This is a genomic window from Longibaculum muris (genome assembly GCF_004343035.1).
Lineage (GTDB): Bacteria > Bacillota_I > Bacilli_A > Erysipelotrichales > Coprobacillaceae > Longibaculum > Longibaculum muris.
In genome coordinates, this window is sequence record NZ_SMCQ01000001.1 from 199,386 (window position 1) to 216,645 (window position 17,260).

Here is a 17,260-nt window from a genome sequence, read left to right on the forward strand (position 1 = left end):
TGGAGGGATTATTCATGTATGACAATTGGTATGCTGTACAAGTACGGTGTGGAAAAGAGGAAAAAATAGTAAGAGCATGTGATATTTTAGTTGATAGACATGTTTTAAATGAATGTTTTATTCCTAGATGTAAGAAGAAAAAGAAATTTAGAGGTCAATGGCATATTATTGATGATATTCTTTTTAAAGGTTATGTTTTTATGATTAGTGATCATGTTGATGATTTATTTAATGAATTAAAGAAGATACCTGATTTAACAAAGCTTTTAGGTAATGATGGTAAGGATATCTTTCCTATATATAAGGAAGAAGCAATGTTTCTGGCAAGGTTTGGTGGCGATGAACATATCGTTGAAATATCAAGTGGATACATTGAAGGTGATAATATTTTTATTACCAATGGTCCTTTGGTAGGTCAAGAAGGAAATATTGTGAAAATTGATAGACATAGGCGAATGGCCTATGTAGAAGTTTCTTTGTTTGGTCAAGTGACAACAGTACATGTTGGACTTGAGATTATTAGTAAAGTTTAATATTGATTAGAGATAGTTCATGGCTTAGGCTATGAACTTTTTTTGTGCTTAAAAGGGGGAATTTTATGGTAAAAAGATTTGAAAATAAAATATGGGGAAGATTGTATAATAGGGACAATCAGCAAGAATACCGGAAATAAGTGGTTTTACGGGCTTTCCTGTTTTTATAGATTACGATTTTTCTAAGAAGGGAAGTAAAGATACTGCTATTTCGGTGGTGGGCTGGATTGTTTTTACTAAACCCAAAACTGAAAAGACATGAAATGAAACAGGTAGCCTTTTGATAATCTTCGGATTACCATGGGATACTTGTTGTATGTAAATATATTTTAATCGATATTATATCGTGTCTTGCATTTGTTATTATTTACAGCATAGTTCCGATTATTACAAATATATCAGCTGCCTCCATTAATATATTTATTGAGGTACAATGTCAACATTAATTAGAAGTAGAAGAGAGGAGAAGAAAGATGGCTAAAAAATTGTTAATACTTGGTGCCGGTGGATATGGCCAACTGGTGGGAGAAATAGCTGAATTATGTGGTTTTTCTTTTGCTTTCTTAGATGATAATTTTCCTGAAGCTGTTGGAAAGTTGAGTGATTTGGAGTTGCTTGAAGATGAATATGATGGTGCTTTAGTCGCAATAGAAAATGTTGCAAAAAGAAAAGAACCAAGTGTGAAGATTAAAAAACCAGTCACGCTCATCCACCCACGAACAGTAGTGAGTCCGAGTGCAGAAATTGGAGCTGGATGTGTGATAGAGGCAAATGCAGTAGTGTCCGCTAATGTGGTTATTGGAAATGGAAGTTTTATTTGTGCAGGTTCTATAGTTAATCACAACGCGAATGTAGAAGATTATTGTCAAGTAGATTGTAACGCAGTAGTGGCTACTGGAGCGAAAGTTGATAGTGGGACTAAGGTTGAAAGCTGCACTGTGTGGAATAAGAAGTAATCCACTAGAAATATAAAAGATATAAGAAATAAAAGGGAATGATGAGATGAAAAGTGCTTTAGATAGAAACCCGATGGAGGGTAAGAAGGTAATCTTCGTTGAGAATCAAAATGAAAAAGAGAATGCAGATGGAGTGTGTGGTCATCTCGAAGCAGTAGGTGAAAGTGACTATTCTCCATCGTTCTATGAAAAATATATAAAAAGAGTAATCGACATTGTACTCTCTTTTGGTGGATTAGTAATCCTTTCTCCAGTCTACTTGGCAATCATCATTGCTATTAAAGTGGATGATCCAGGTCCAGTGTTATTTACACAAAAGAGATTAGGACAAAATAAGAAATACTTTAAGCTTCATAAATTTAGAAGTATGAAAATGTCAACTCCACATGATGTGCCAACACATATGCTTGACAATCCTGATCAGTACATTACTAAAGTAGGTAAATGGATGAGAAGTCACAGTGTGGATGAGTTACCTCAAATCTGGGATATCTTTGTTGGAAATATGTCTGTAATTGGTCCAAGGCCAGGTCTTTGGAATCAAGATGTATTGACTGCTGAGAGGGATAAATATAATGCCAATGACGTGAAACCAGGTCTTACTGGTTGGGCGCAAATCAATGGCAGAGACGAGCTCGAAATCCCAGATAAAGCTAAGCTTGATGGTGAGTACGTCAAGAGCATCGGTTTAGGAATGGATATCAAATGTTTCTTAGGAAGTCTTGGAGTCTTTGGTGGCGACAAGAGCGTTGTTGAAGGTGGAACTGGTGAAATGAAGAAGAATAGTGAGGGGAAGTAGATGAAGAAGATACTGATAACTGGAGCTAATTCTTATATAGGTGTAAATGTTGGTAGATATCTTTCGTCGTTTGGAAATTTATATACTGTAGATGAGTTAGACGTAAAAGGAGAAGGATGGAAAACTTTTAATTTTTCTTCATATGATGCAGTTTTTCATGTTGCAGGAATTGCTCATGTTAAGGAAACAAAGGAAAATGCACACCTTTATTATGAAATCAATTGTGATTTAGCAGTGAAAATTGCACAGAAAGCAAAAGAAGAAGGCGTGTCACATTTTGTGTTTATGAGTTCTATGAGTGTTTATGGTTTAGAAAGTAGCAAAGATTTAATCAATTCAAATACACCTACTTTACCAAAAACAAATTATGGAAAAGGCAAATTGAAAGCTGAAAAATTATTATCTGAATTATCATCTGATAATTTTGCTGTTACTCTTGTAAGACCGCCTATGGTATATGGTGATGGATGTCCAGGAAATTTAACAAAATTGTTCAATGTGGTAAGAAAGTTTCACATTTTTCCAACAATTAAAAACCAAAGAAGCTCTATTACTGTAGAAAAGTTAAGTTATGAAATCAAAAAAATAATTGATAACGGAATAGAAGGAGTATGTTTACCGCAAAATGATGAATATTTATGTACATCGGAAATTGTTAAGCAACAAATGGACAAGGAAAATGTAAAGGTGCTATATACTTCTCTTTTTAATCCCATTATTAAATTTTTAATTGGGAAAATTGGATTAATAACTAAAGCGTTTGGAGATTTAAAATATGAGCGAGCAGAATAAATTTAGCGTGTTGATGTCTGTTTATAAAAAGGAGAATCCTATATATTTGAAAGCGGCGATAGATAGTGTAATCAATCAAACATTAATGCCTTCGGATATCGTTGTTGTGTGTGATGGCTCTTTAACAGATGAACTTGAAAAAGTACTCGATTTTTATAAAAGTATATATCCAGAATTATTTAATATTGTTGGATATGAAAAGAACCAAGGATTAGGTTTTGCTTTGAATTATGGCTTGCAAAAATGCAAATATGACTTGGTTGCAAGAATGGACACTGATGATATTTCAGTAAAAACCCGCTTTGAACTTCAAGTTGCATTCATGGATACACATAAAAATATAGATGTGTTAGGTGGGCAAATAGTTGAATTTTACGAAGAAGAAATTATTGCTAAAAGAGAAGTGCCTTTAAATCACACGGAAATTATAAAATTTATTAAGGGTAGAAATCCTTTTAACCATATGACTGTGATGTTTAGAAAATCGAGTGTTATTAAGGCTGGTAATTATATTGACCTTCATTTTCTTGAAGACTATTATTTATGGGTTAGGATGCTAGTTTATAATTGTAAATTTAGTAATTTAGATGAAATATTAGTATATGCTAGAACAGGGGTAGATATGTATAAAAGAAGAGGTGGCTATAAATATTTTAAAAGCTGGGTCACTTTAGAAAGATACATGTTGAAAAACAAGTTGATATCAAGATTGTACTATTATTTTACTTTAGGTTTCAGGTTCTTTTTACAAGTGGTTTTACCAGATAACCTTAGAGGTTTTATATTTAAAAAAATTGCAAGAAAAAAGGTGAGTAATGATGGATAAGGTATCTATAATAATGCCGGTTTATAATGCTGAGTTATATATAAAGCATAGCTTAAGTAGTGTTGTTAATCAGACTTATAGTAATTTAGAAATTATTATAGTTAATGATGGTTCAACAGATAACACATTGCATAAAATTAGCAAATATTCTAGTGTTGATACAAGAATTCAAATAATTTCTACTAAAAACAAAGGTGCTAGTCATGCTAGAAATATTGGTGTTCGCGAATCAACTGGTAAATATGTTTTTTTTATAGATTCTGATGATTATATTGAAGCTGATACAATAGAATTGCTTCATAACCAAATTGTAAATAATAAAGATGTTGGATTTGTTGAATGTGATTTTGATTATGTAAGCAATCACAATATCAAACTTGATTCTAAAAATTATAATCCAATTATTTTTTCCAAAGACGAGTTATTTAATCGTTTTTTTAGGGTAAACGGTGGTAAAAATATACATTCAATATGTGCAAAATTAATCAGAAGAGAGCTAATTACAAATGTAAAATTTCTAGAAGGAAAAATGAATGAGGATGTACTTGCACTATATGATTTGATAAATTTAACGAATCAATCAATTTATATTAATTGTTCGCTTTATCATTATTTCCAGAATAGAGAGGGCGTAACGAATAAGAAATTCAATATAAAACAGTTAGATTTATTATATATTTGGCAATTAGTATTAAATAAAACCAAAGAATCAAATGTAAAATATGTGAGTTGTGCGGAATCAAATCTAAATAGATCGTATTTTACTTTACTTGCAAAAATGAAAGTAAACGGGTTTGATAACAAAAATATAGAAATGCAAAAAATAAAGAAATTCTTAAAGAACAAAGTGAAAGATAATTTCTTTAGTATTATAAAATTAAAAATGGGTATAAAAAGAAAAATAGCATTGATATATTTACTAATATTCTATTAAAGAGGAGGAAATTTAATGAAAAAAGTACTTATTAGTACCTTCACAATGGATGTTGGGGGATTAGAAAACTTTTTAATGAATATTGTTAAAAATATTGATAAAGAAAAATTTGAAATTCATTTTACATTAAACCAACTGCCAAAAAACAAAAAAAATTTAGATGTTTTGAATCGCTTAGGAGTTAAATATCATGTGATTGGAAATTTAAAACCTAACCCTATAAAATTTTGTGAAAATTATTCTAAAGTTCTTGATGTTTATGGGCCGTTTGATGCAGTTCATATAAATCTTGAACAGATGGGCGGTATCCCTGCAGCTATTGCTCGAAAAAAAGGAGTAAATAATAGATATGTCCATGCACACACTACTAATTTGAACGCTTTTCATAATAGAATATTGTTACCGTTTTATAGATATTTAATAAATAAAAATGCTACTGGATTATTGGCGTGTGGAGACGAAGCTGGCAAATATATTTTTGGAAATGATAAAAAATTTCATGTTATCAAAAACGGTTTAAATATAAATGAATTTTTAAATGATAAAAATAAAGTAAGGTCATATAGAATAGCTCAAGTTGGAAGATTAAGTCAAGAAAAAAATCAAATGTTTTCTCTTGACTTGATTAGTAAATTGGACAAAAAATACACACTTGATTTCTATGGGGAAGGAGATTTTCTAGACGAATTAAAATGTTATTCAGACAAAATTGACGTTTCAAACCGAGTGAATTTTAAAGGATTGGCAACTGATGTTGCAAAAGTTTATTCAAAATACGATTTTATTATACTGCCGTCTTTATTTGAGGGCGTTCCTTTTGTGTTAATAGAGGCGCAAGCTAGTGGATGTCATGCATTTGTTTCATCTAATGTTTCTACTGAAAGTGATTTAGGATTGTCTCTACTTACATTTTTAGATCTTGATGTTGATGATTGGGTTTCAGAAATAAGTGAATACATAATTACAAAACCTTCGATGGAATCAATTACTTGTGCATTTGAAAAAAATGGTTATAATATCATATCTACGATAAAAGTATTGGAGAGACTATATGAAAAATAAAGTTTTACTTATAAATATATTTGCATCAATATTACTATTTATGACTTTGTTTTCAGTAAATGATTCCAATATTAATTATATAAAATATTTGGATATTGTTGCTGTCTTCAGTTTGATTACGATAGTTCTGTTTGTGTATAGTATATATAAATTAGAAAAGAGTATAGTAAATTTATTTTTAATTTTTGAGCTATTTTTAGTTATTTTTAATTTTGGTCAGTTTATTGCTTTTTATTTGTGTGGAAATGATTTTTCGGTGTTAACACCATACAGAAACTCATTAACAGCATTTCCAGAGAGCATTGTTAAAAGTACAGTCAATATGTGTTTTCTGTATATTTATAGTTTCCATTTTGGGTGGTTATTTTTTTCTAAAAATATAAAAAAAAGAAATACACAAGTAGTTTTTAATTTAATTACTGCTAAATATATTGGTTTAGCCTTATTGTTAATTTCAATAGTTCCTTTAATAAAATATGATTCTGCATATTTTGTTCAAAGCATAAAATATGGATATGTGTTATCTGATTTATCTGTTAACTATGGAATTATCGACGATTTAGCTAGGTTATATAAAGTAGCTGTAATTTTTTTGATTATCGGATATTCAAAAGAAAAGAAAGTTAAGTTCATAGTGTTAGGAAATATTATATATAGTTTTTTGAAAATATGGCTTATCGGTCAAAGAGGATATGAATTCATCTTTGTAATTTTTATAGCAGTAATTTACTATACATTCATTGCTAAGATTAACTTTAAAAAAATGATAATGCTTTTTGTTGTTGTATTATTTAGTTTGTCTTTGATGAAAAGTGTTGTTTATACAAGAGATAGTACGCAAAAAGTGAATTTCAGTTCAGTTGTGTCTAATGTGGTTAAAGACAATATTGTTGTTGAAACTCTTGCAGAATTCGGAAATACATTTTACACCGCGCAAATTATCAACTATGAAGTGCCAAATAATGTTGATTTTTGTTATGGTAAAGAGTTTTTTATGTCCACGCTTACAATGCTCCCGAATATTGGGGGATTATCTAATAAACTTAAAGAAGTTAATTTAATTTACCAAATGTCAATAACACAATATCGAGGAATTGGTGGAAGTATGATTGGAGAATTTTACTATAACTTCGGTTGGTTAGGATTTATTTTCATGTTTGCTTTTGGTGATTTGTGTGCAAAATTATCAAGGAAAATCTCGTTTGATGAAAAAATCGATTCAGTACAAGCTGCATTATATATAGCACTGTTTCAAAATTTAATATGGTTTATTAGAGATTCAATAATGAGTTTACCAAGGAAATGTTTATTTGAACTTATCCTACCATATATTTTGTATTTGATAATTAAAAAAGTGTTTGTTGTAAAAGTACATTCGGAAAATAAAAAAAAGTATATTGAGGAAAAAATTTAGTTTCTATGTACGCTTAATTCTATACGTTTATTTAACAAGATATAATATTGATTAGGAGGATTGTGTTGTGTGTAAAAGTTTAAAAATATCAGTAATAATGCCTGTCTATAACAGTGAAAAATATGTTGTTAGAACAGTAGAATCTGTTTTGGCGCAAACATATGATAATTACGAGTTAATAATTATTGACGATGGATCTACTGATGGTACAATTGATCTCTTAAAAGATAGATATTCAACAAATCCCAAAATTAGTATTAAATCTATAGAAAATCAAGGTGTTTCAAATGCTCGCAATGTTGGAATCAGTTTAGCAAGCGGAGATTTCATATCGTTTATTGACAGTGACGATTATTATAGCAGTACTTTTTTAGAGAAAATGGTAGGTATAATTGAGCCTAATTGTGATTTAATCATTTGTGGATATAATATTGTTAATCATTTTAAGGAAAAAACATCTATTTCAAAAGTTAAAATTGAAGCAGGTTGTTTCGATTATTACCACTTATACAGCAAGTATTTTTATTACAAGGAAATGGGTATATTTAATCCAGTATGGAATAAACTATTTAATACATATATTATTAAAACGAATAATCTTCAATTTGTAAAAGGACAATATATGGGTGAGGATTTGATATTTAATTTGGAATTTATGAGAAAATCACAAAAGATTAAAATTATTGAAGATAGCCTATACAATTATGTTACTAACGATGATCAGACAGTAGTTAAACCTAATATTCGTTATCTTGATAACATCATAGTTATTTATGACATGATAAAAAGAGAATTAAAATCGAATGGATTATTCAAAATTAACGAAAGTGATTTTATAAATGATTACAGGAAAGATATTTTTGCATCATATATAAACATAATAAAATCTAAAAATAAAAGAGATGAAAAATTAAAGTACCTAAAATTGCTTCATTCTTGTGCTATTGAAAATCAGTTGCTTAATAATATTGGGGTTAATATATTCTTTCTATTGCTTAAATATAAGTGTTTTGGGAGTTTGTTGTTTATCGGGAATGTAATTATGCTTGCAAAGGGAAAATAACATATCCAATTCTATAATACTTGGTTATATTAGTTGGGAGAGTGCAACGCAAATATATCGTGTTTTAGGTAATTGCGTAACAAGTTCGCAATCTTGATTCCAGACAGAGAAAGTATCCTGAAATGCAGATTTTAAAGATGGGAGACAAATTTAGTTTTAGGCACACTTTAATGAGCTCCACATGTGCAATGAAGTTGCTAATCCCTATGCTATTAGGCATTTAACACTTCGAATAAATTTGTGGTGATGAATTTTAGTGGTAGGTAAAACAAAATTAACTGAGTAATACCTGATAGTAGAAATTTGTATGCAATGTTCTGACATTTTGCGTTTTACGAATTTCCAAGCTTAAAATTTCTTTGATGTGGTTAATGCCTTGTTCTGCAACGGAGCTGATTTTATATAGTGAAAGTCATTCATCTGTGCTACGGAACACACCAGGATAGTCTCAGAAATTCTTTTAAGGATAAACATATACCATTCATCCAGACTTACTTGAAGAACAAGAATTTTCACAATCGAAGATATGTCGATATTTTCCGTTTTATACCAATGAAAGCTGTTTACATGGTACAATAGTCAGTAGGTAACTCCTTTCTAGATGTGAATATGACTGTTTCTCGATAATTCAATTATATCATACTTGGTGAGGAGTTATTCCGATTTAAAGAAAAAAGCCCCTAAACCCAAGGGGGATGGCGTTTTGCGAGCGCCTAAAAAACTAATTATAAGAGGAGGTTAAGTTGATGAATAAGACACCACTAGTTTCTATAATTATTCCAGTATATAATGTCGAAAAATATTTAGAACGCTGTATACAAAGTGTAAGAAGTCAAACATACAACAATATTGAAATAATATTGATTGATGATGGATCACCTGATAATTCACCTATAATTTGTGACAGATTTAGAGAACTAGATGAAAGAATAATAGTTGTTCATAAAAAAAATGGAGGTTTGTCAGATGCGAGAAATGCCGGTGTGCAAATATCAAAAGGAGATTATATAACATTTATTGATTCAGATGATTTGGTTTCAGAAGACTATATTTCATATTTGTTAAATTTATGTGAAAAAAACGGAGCAGATATATCTTGCTGTAATTATTTGAGGTTTTCGGACGATTTGCCGGTTGATACAATTAAGTATCAGGAAAAGTCTATCGTTCTATCACCAATTGAAACATGTGAAGGATTATTTTCTCAATATTATGATATATTGGTAACTGCTTGCTGGAAATTGTATAAATCTAGTATTATTAAGAGTTATCCATTTCCGGTTGGGTACACCCATGAAGATGAGGCTACAACTTTTAAATTTTACTACAATGCTAATAGAACGGTTATAGGTAACAAACCATGTTACAAATATTATCAAAACCCTAATAGCATTACCAAATCAGAAAAAAAACTTAATGGGGATACTATTTGGGCGCTAAATTATAGAATCGAATGTTTAATATCTTGGGGAGAATTAGAATTAGCAAAAAATGCTGCATATATACTCATGGGTTACTTATGTAATTGTTATTTAATTGATGAAAAAAACACAAAAAAATATATGAGAGCTTTTGAAAGAAAGTATATTAAAAGCAATTATATGAAATTTAAACATAAAATAAGATTTGAATTAGTCTATCGTGTACCTAGCAAGTTTAGATATATGTTTTGGAATTAAAATTTATTATTTGTCTAGTAGAAAGGATTTTGATTATATATGTTTACATTTTATAGAAGAGTAATATCATTACTTAATCGAAAGATTAAAGTGTTAATAGAGATAAAAAATGTTTTACAATCTATTCATCGTCTTCACAAAAAAAATAAGAATGCTATAATTTTCATTGCTACACCTATTTATGGAAATTTAGGAGATTACGCAATAGTTTTATCACAAATTAAATTAGTTAGTGACAATGGGTTTGGTGAATGTATAGTTGAGGTGAGTAGCAAACAGTATGCCACTTTTAAAAAAATAATAAAAATGTTCGTAAAACCTAACGACGTTATAATTATTGACGGTGGTGGTAATATGGGAACTTTATGGATAAATGAAGAATATAAAATGAGGGAAATTGTCAAAACATATTCAAATAATCCTATCATCATATTTCCGCAAACGGCATATTTTGACAACTCAGAAGAAGGTAATAGAGAATTGAGTGAATCTATTAACGTTTATAATTCACACGATAATCTTACTATTTTTTGCAGAGATACTAATACATATAAGTTGATTAGCACAAAAATGTCGATGGTTAAATCGTTTTATGTTCCTGATATAGTGTTATATAACAACTATTCTGGTAACACACTAAATAGAGATGGAATTTTGGTTTGTTTAAGAGATGATTTAGAGCGTATTAATGATATAAATATTTATGAATGTATAGAGAATGAATTTGTAAATAAAAAGATATCTAATAGCTCAACTATGTTTTCGGGTGAAATTAATCGATATAATAGAGAAGAACTAGTTATGTCAAAACTTACTGAATTTAGTTCGGCAGAATTAGTTATTACCGACAGACTTCATGGTATGCTGTTTTCTGCAATTACTGGAACCCCGTGTATCGCAGTTGATAATAAAAGTCATAAAGTAAAACAGGGGTATGAGTGGATACAAGATTTGCCATATATAATATTTTGCGAAAATGAAAGTGATGTTGAGAAAGGATTAAATATAATTAAGAAATTTAATGGAAAAAATTTCTATTATACATCTGATAAACTGATTTCTTATTACAAATTAATAATGGAGGAAGTGAAGCGTGCAGCGTTGTAATGATCAAACTAAATTAATTAATACAATAAATATAATAACAGGCATTGCAACAATGATAATTCAATTAATGGTTAGTTTTTTCTTATCACCATTTATTGTTGAAAATATAGGAGAGGCAGCCAATGGATTTACACAGTTGGCAAATAATATTGTTAGTTATGCAACTCTTATTTCTTTGGCTTTTAATTCTATGGCGTCTAGGTTTATTTCTGTGAATTTTCATAAAGGAAATAATGAAAAAGTAAAAAGATATTTTACAGCTACTGTTGTATGCAATGTATTGATATCGATAATACTTATACCTATTTCGCTTTATATCGTGTTTAAACTTGATTCTTTTATTGTGATAGGTGATAGTGATTTTCACGATGTACAAATGTTATTTGCATGCGTGTTTTTTAATTATATTTTTAGTCTAATCAGTTCTGTTTATAGCATATCTTTCTATGTAATGAATAAAGTTTATATGCAAAATATAATAAATCTAATTAGAAATATAGCAAATGCAGCGTTGCTATTATTAGTGTTTTCTTCACTACCAATACAAATGTATTATGTATCAATGGTTGCATGTATGTTATCATTAATAATTATACCAATTTATATGTTATGTCAAAAAAGGTATATGCCATTTTTGAAGTGTGAACTTAAGTATTTCAAATTTAGCACTATTAAAGAACTGTTCAAATCTGGAATTTGGAATACTGTTAATCAATGTGGCAATATGTTAATGACAGGATTAGATTTATTGTTATCAAATTTATATATTAATCCGATATCGATGGGGATTTTGGCTGTTTCAAAAACGATTCCAAACGCAATTATACAATTGGCATCTGTGTTAAATTCGAGTTTTGCTCCGTCATTAACCGAAAATTGGGCAAAGGGAGATGACAACGAAATACTTAGTCAACTTAGAAGCGGCATGAAAGTATCAAGCGTTATTTTATCTATACCTATAATTACTTTTTGTGTTTTTTCAACTCAATTTTATCAGTTGTGGATGCCTACAATGGATTCTACAACACTAGCTTTTTTATCATTTTTAGCATGTCTACAATTTATACCGTGGACAGGTCCACAAATATTATATAATGTTTTTACGACTACAAATAAGCTGAAACTCAACTCTTTAACATTTTTACTTTCAGGTTTTATTAATTTGGGATTAGTATGGGTATTGCTAAACACAACATCTCTTGGTGCTTATGCAATAGCAGGAGTAAGTTCAGTGATATCAATAATTCGGAATATGTTGTTTACGGCACCTTATGCTGCAAAATTACTCAAGCTTAAATGGAATACGTTTTATGTTGATGTAATGTTCTCTATAGTGTGCTGTGGCATTAATGCTGGAATCGGATATTCAATTAAGTTATTACTTAATTACCAGGGATGGATTGGCTTAATTATTATGGTTGTAGTTACCTGTATAATTACATTTATTATTGAAATTTTGATTATTTTAAATAAAGAAGAACGTACAAAAATTTTAAATAAAATTGTGCGTAAATAAGAAAGGAAGATTTTTATGGAAAAAATTAAGAAAGTATTGCTTTTTAGAATCCCTATGTCCATATGTAATTTTAGATGCGAATATTGTTATTTAGCTCAAAGAGATGAGCATTATCAAGGAGTTCAACCAAAATTTAAATATAGCCCTGAGGATGTTGCAAAAGCTTGTTCAAAGCAGCGGATTGGTGGATTAGCATACATTAATTTTTGCGCAGATGGTGAAACATTGCTTACTAAAAATATTGACGAATATATAAGACTATTAGCGAAAGAGGGACACTATATCGAAATTGTTACCAATATGACAGTTACTCCTGTTATCGATAAAATACTAAATTGGCCAAAGGAATTATTAAAGCATATTGAATTTAAAGCATCTTTTCATTATTTGGAGTTAAAGAAAAGAAATTTGCTTGAAATATATGCTAAGAATGTTCAAAATGCATGGAAAGCTGGTGCTTCAGTAAATATTGAGATAACTCCTAGTGATGATTTAATTCCTTATATCGAAGAGGTGAAAGAGTTTTCTTTGAAATATTTCGGTGCTTTACCGCACCTTTCAATAGCAAGAAATGATACTACAAATAAAATAGAATATTTAACTAATTTGTCACAAGAAGAGTACAATCAAACTTGGGAACAATTTGACTCAGAATTTTGGAGATTCAAAAAAACTATTTTTGGAAAATATCAAAATAAATATTGTTATGCTGGAAAATGGTCAGCATATGTCGATTTGACGACAGGGATTGCTACACCATGTTATTGTGGTTTGACGTTAGGCGATGTTTTTGCAAACCCGGATAAACCATTTCCAGAAAGCCCTATCGGTAAATGTGGTGTTGCTCATTGTTATAATGGTCATGCTTTAATGACATTAGGACTAATTCCTGGAAATACATCTGTGAGATATGGTGATATACGTGATAGACAAAGAGATGATGGAACGAACTGGCTTCAACCGGAATTAAAAGATTTTTTCAATGGAAAATTAGAAGAAAATAACGATGAATTATCGATGGTTAATAAATCGCTAGAATATGCAAAATCATTTTCTAAACGCGTAATTAACAAAATGAAGCAAACGTTTACTACAACAAATAGATAGATTTTATACATAATTTCGAACATGTGATTTCAAAAGTGTCTTCACTCTCAAAAAGACTATTATCTATTCACTATATCTTATTATATAAGTTATCACGATTTTGGAAACCATCTAAATGTGGATGTATACCGATGTTAGATAAAGTTATTAATAGTTCATTTTATTTTGATCAAAGTTATACTTTAGGTTTTTTGTCATATAATGGCATATTCAGATTTTTTATTAATATAATTTCAGTTTTTGGATTTGATTTAACAATAAGATTGTTTGAAAGTTCTGCAAAAATAATACAATTATTTGAATATACTGTTTTTATTACACCTACAAGAACCTATAATGGATTTACAACGTATATTTCTAATTTTTATATTGATTTTGGCATTTTTGGAGTAATTATTCTATCTTTTTTATTTGGGTCAGTAGCATATATTTTATATAAGAGATTTGTTGATACTCCTTGCGTTGAAAATTTTATTGTATTAACTTTAATTTATTATTTTATTGCATTTAGTGTTGTTAGATTTCAACTTTCCAATACTATTTCAGCAATTGCATTTATATACTCATTATTTTTTATACATCCAAAATTTAAAATTAAATTCTGATTGTAATAAATATATAATATTTTAAATAATAAAGAGATTGTTTAGAAATTTTATGAGTATAACAATTAATAACAATGTGACATAGTAAACAGAAATTAATTGCAAGAAATATTTTTTAAGAATCAATAATATTTTTGCAGTGATAAAATAAATGAAATTAAGTAATACATTATTAAATAAATTTATTTAAAAAGATAGTATGAATGGAGAATTGTATGAAAATAGCAGTCGCAGGAACAGGATATGTAGGATTAAGCATCGCTACATTGTTAGCACAGCATCACACAGTGATGGCAGTGGATATTATTGAAGAAAAAGTGAATATGATCAACAACAGAAAGTCTCCAATTCAGGATAATGAAATTGAAGACTTTTTGGGTTTCTAAAAAAGAGACTCTAAAAGAATGTGGGGTTTTATTGACCCCACACGTGTTTAAAGTGAAGAAAGTATCATTCAAAACCATGGGGTTAAGAATGATACTTTTATTCTACAGAAACAGCCATTTCTAATGATTATTTTTTATTTTTCTTATAATTTCCTCTTTCTTTTCCAGGCTCTCTATTTGTCTTCTTTTTATTTGTCAATAGAGGTAAGGAATCTTTATTTATGCAGTACATTATACGGCTTCTTAATCTTTCAAAGTTCTTATATTTTAATGATGTTTTCAAAAGAACTTTTATTCTTCCATTAATTGATTCTATTGGACCATTTGATATTCTTCTCTGGCCGACAGGAATGAAAGAATTCAAAATCTCAGTTCTCCAGTTTTTTAAAAATCCAACAACATCCTTAAACTCATTCATATTCAATTTAACTAATTCATTATATAATTCATCATATCTTTTAGCTGCATTTTTATATGTATAGTCTTCATTGAAGTCAAGATAGTCTTCTTTCCATTCGTATGCATTTTTTAATAATGGATCAATCCTGAGCATCAATTCAAGTATTTGGGGCTTGTTTATGGCATAGCCAATTTTCTTATTGTACTGAGGAATATTATCTTCAATGCCTCCTTTTCGTTTCATAAGAAGATGATTCCAATGTTTCAGTAAATAATAATTGACACTGTCCTTATCTTGTTTATACATAACATGAATTCGTACATTCCTTAACGCATCATTAATATTTTTCACGACATGAAATGAATCGACCATAACAAGACAATTCTTAAAATGATGGTAAGCAAAATCTCTATAAGTTGGGTTCATATCAATGCTTACATATTTGACATTACTGAATTCACTTCTATTGATGTACTGCATATAAGAATAGAGCTTGAATTTCTTTCTGCTTGGAAATATGTCGATGATTTGACTTGTTTCCCAGTCAATGAAGATACAAGCAAATTTATTATCCCAGGTTTTGCCCAGATAAAATTCATCAATTGAAAGGACTCTAGGAAGAGAACCAGGATACATAGTGACATATTGGCCAAAAATATTGACAACAGAAGAAGTAGAGATATGATTCTTTTCACCAATGGAAGTAAAAGTATAATTCAATCTCTTACAGTCCTTGAGAACCTGTATAATTGTAGCGTTGGAAATTCTTTGTCTAGCAGCAATAAAAGGATTGTCTTCAAGAAAAGACTTATGACAATCATTGCATATAAATCTTCTGCATCTGTAGTTGATATAGGTGTTATTTGTGTTGAAAATAGAATGAGTGATTTTTTTAATCTTGTAATCCTTGATATTTGCATTTAAACTGCCACAGCAGGGACAAGGCTTAATTTTTTTGGTTAAAGTGACATTAATAAAAACATTATTATCAGTTCTTACAATGTTTAAATCTTGAATATCATCAGGTTGTAAACCCAGCAAATTTATAGTATCATAATTCATGAGTTAAAACTCTCCTTTCATATATGGTTGTTTCTGCAAAAACATCATATCATGAAAGGATTTTTTTATATAAAGGATACCCCTTTAAAATTTAGAGATAAAAAAAAGGGAGACCCCTCGGAATTGTAGACCAAGGGATTGACCCCACACTAAATTAAATTTCTATTGATTTAAAACAACTAAATACTTTTTTTGATGATCAGAAAATAGATAAGTACTTGATAAACGAATATATAAGATATTTAAATAAAAATTATAAACCAAAAACAGTTCAAAGAAAACTTGCAAGTATGCATGTTTTTTTTGAACAGTTAGTTTTTGATGAAGAGATAGAGTATAATCCAATGAATAAAATAAGATATAAAATACAGTTAGAAAAAAAATTACCAAGAATTATTACTCAAGAACAATTATCTGTAATATTTGGAAATTTAAGAAAAAATGATTATAAATTCATAAAAAGAGATAGAGCAATTATTGAATTGTTAATATCAACAGGTATAAGAGTCTCTGAATTATGTTTATTAATGGATGAAGATATTCGTTTAAAAGATAAGTATATGATTATATACGGAAAAAATTCTAAAGAACGAATGATTTATTTAGGAGCAGATGTTTTAAAAATATTTGAAGAGTATTATCAAGAGTTTCATAAATCAATAAAGAATTGCCACTGTTTTTTTATAAATAATAATTATTCACAAATAACAGATCAATCTGTGAGAAATATTATTAATAAATATACTGGTGATTTTCACGTGACACCACATATGTTTAGGCATACATTTGCGACTATGTTGTTAGAACAAGATGTTGATATAGCTTATATTCAAAAAATATTAGGGCATAGTTCTATAACTACAACGAGTATTTACACTCATGTTTCTATGAACAAACAAAAAGATATTATGATCAATAAAAATCCACGAAATTTAATAAAATAGATATTATTTGTGTTGATAATATTATTGGTATTTGTAACTTTTGTCTATTTATGGTAAAGTATGTATGTTTAGAAA

General features: G+C 29.0%; 16 protein-coding genes and 1 pseudogene. 16 read left to right on the forward strand and 1 reads right to left on the reverse strand.

Annotation, left to right across the window (positions count from 1 at the left end; all coding sequences use genetic code 11):
- The first annotated feature begins 14 nt into the window (after nucleotides 1-14).
- From loaP to EDD60_RS01000, 15 genes and pseudogenes are all read left to right on the forward strand, one after another.
- Nucleotides 15-533, forward strand: a complete 519-nt coding sequence (loaP, locus tag EDD60_RS00930; protein ID WP_066445596.1) for an antiterminator LoaP — start codon at nucleotides 15-17, stop codon at nucleotides 531-533.
- Nucleotides 534-1,018: 485 nt separating this feature from the next.
- The gene (locus EDD60_RS00935; protein WP_165973108.1) at nucleotides 1,019-1,489 is read left to right on the forward strand and encodes a PglD-related sugar-binding protein; all 471 of its coding nucleotides are present in this window, start codon (nucleotides 1,019-1,021) and stop codon (nucleotides 1,487-1,489) included.
- A gap of 46 nt (nucleotides 1,490-1,535) precedes the next feature.
- Entirely contained in the window at nucleotides 1,536-2,288 is a 753-nt protein-coding gene (locus tag EDD60_RS00940) for a sugar transferase (RefSeq protein WP_243646599.1), read from the forward strand.
- On the forward strand, nucleotides 2,289-3,080 hold the full coding sequence (locus tag EDD60_RS00945) for an NAD-dependent epimerase/dehydratase family protein (protein WP_082787352.1): 792 nt from the start codon (nucleotides 2,289-2,291) through the stop codon (nucleotides 3,078-3,080).
- Entirely contained in the window at nucleotides 3,064-3,906 is an 843-nt protein-coding gene (locus tag EDD60_RS00950; RefSeq protein ID WP_066445600.1) for a glycosyltransferase, read from the forward strand. The genes EDD60_RS00945 and EDD60_RS00950 overlap by 17 nt, the downstream gene beginning before the upstream one ends.
- Entirely contained in the window at nucleotides 3,899-4,840 is a 942-nt protein-coding gene (locus tag EDD60_RS00955) for a glycosyltransferase family 2 protein (protein ID WP_066445602.1), read from the forward strand. Before EDD60_RS00950 ends, EDD60_RS00955 begins: the two co-directional genes overlap by 8 nt.
- A 15-nt stretch (nucleotides 4,841-4,855) precedes the next feature.
- Nucleotides 4,856-5,902, forward strand: coding sequence for a glycosyltransferase (locus EDD60_RS00960; RefSeq protein ID WP_132226114.1), 1,047 nt, complete (start codon nucleotides 4,856-4,858; stop codon nucleotides 5,900-5,902).
- Entirely contained in the window at nucleotides 5,892-7,316 is a 1,425-nt protein-coding gene (locus tag EDD60_RS00965) for an O-antigen polymerase (RefSeq protein ID WP_066445606.1), read from the forward strand. Before EDD60_RS00960 ends, EDD60_RS00965 begins: the two co-directional genes overlap by 11 nt.
- 67 nt (nucleotides 7,317-7,383) lie before the next feature.
- The gene (locus tag EDD60_RS00970) at nucleotides 7,384-8,379 is read left to right on the forward strand and encodes a glycosyltransferase family 2 protein (RefSeq protein WP_066445607.1); all 996 of its coding nucleotides are present in this window, start codon (nucleotides 7,384-7,386) and stop codon (nucleotides 8,377-8,379) included.
- A gap of 746 nt (nucleotides 8,380-9,125) precedes the next feature.
- Nucleotides 9,126-10,058, forward strand: coding sequence for a glycosyltransferase family 2 protein (locus EDD60_RS00975; protein WP_066445608.1), 933 nt, complete (start codon nucleotides 9,126-9,128; stop codon nucleotides 10,056-10,058).
- 39 nt (nucleotides 10,059-10,097) lie between these two features.
- The gene (locus EDD60_RS00980; protein ID WP_066445610.1) at nucleotides 10,098-11,165 is read left to right on the forward strand and encodes a polysaccharide pyruvyl transferase family protein; all 1,068 of its coding nucleotides are present in this window, start codon (nucleotides 10,098-10,100) and stop codon (nucleotides 11,163-11,165) included.
- Nucleotides 11,152-12,681 (forward strand): MATE family efflux transporter, encoded by a 1,530-nt coding sequence (locus tag EDD60_RS00985; RefSeq protein WP_066445613.1) that lies wholly within the window; start codon nucleotides 11,152-11,154, stop codon nucleotides 12,679-12,681. The genes EDD60_RS00980 and EDD60_RS00985 overlap by 14 nt, the downstream gene beginning before the upstream one ends.
- A gap of 15 nt (nucleotides 12,682-12,696) precedes the next feature.
- Nucleotides 12,697-13,788 (forward strand): radical SAM protein, encoded by a 1,092-nt coding sequence (locus EDD60_RS00990; RefSeq protein ID WP_066445616.1) that lies wholly within the window; start codon nucleotides 12,697-12,699, stop codon nucleotides 13,786-13,788.
- Nucleotides 13,789-13,919: 131 nt separating this feature from the next.
- Complete coding sequence (locus tag EDD60_RS00995) at nucleotides 13,920-14,393, forward strand: hypothetical protein (protein ID WP_066445618.1); 474 nt, start codon at nucleotides 13,920-13,922, stop codon at nucleotides 14,391-14,393.
- A gap of 215 nt (nucleotides 14,394-14,608) precedes the next feature.
- Nucleotides 14,609-14,770, forward strand: a pseudogene (locus tag EDD60_RS01000) (UDP-glucose 6-dehydrogenase); the annotation flags it as partial.
- Between the two features lie 136 nt (nucleotides 14,771-14,906).
- On the opposite strand, the gene EDD60_RS01005 reads toward EDD60_RS01000, so the two are convergent.
- Nucleotides 14,907-16,241, reverse strand: a complete 1,335-nt coding sequence (locus tag EDD60_RS01005) for an ISL3 family transposase (RefSeq protein ID WP_132226115.1) — start codon at nucleotides 16,239-16,241, stop codon at nucleotides 14,907-14,909.
- Nucleotides 16,242-16,585: 344 nt separating this feature from the next.
- On the opposite strand from EDD60_RS01005, the gene EDD60_RS01010 reads away from it, so the two are divergent.
- Nucleotides 16,586-17,185: a tyrosine-type recombinase/integrase gene (locus tag EDD60_RS01010; protein WP_165973109.1), complete on the forward strand. Its 600-nt coding sequence runs from the start codon at nucleotides 16,586-16,588 to the stop codon at nucleotides 17,183-17,185.
- Nucleotides 17,186-17,260 lie beyond the last annotated feature (75 nt).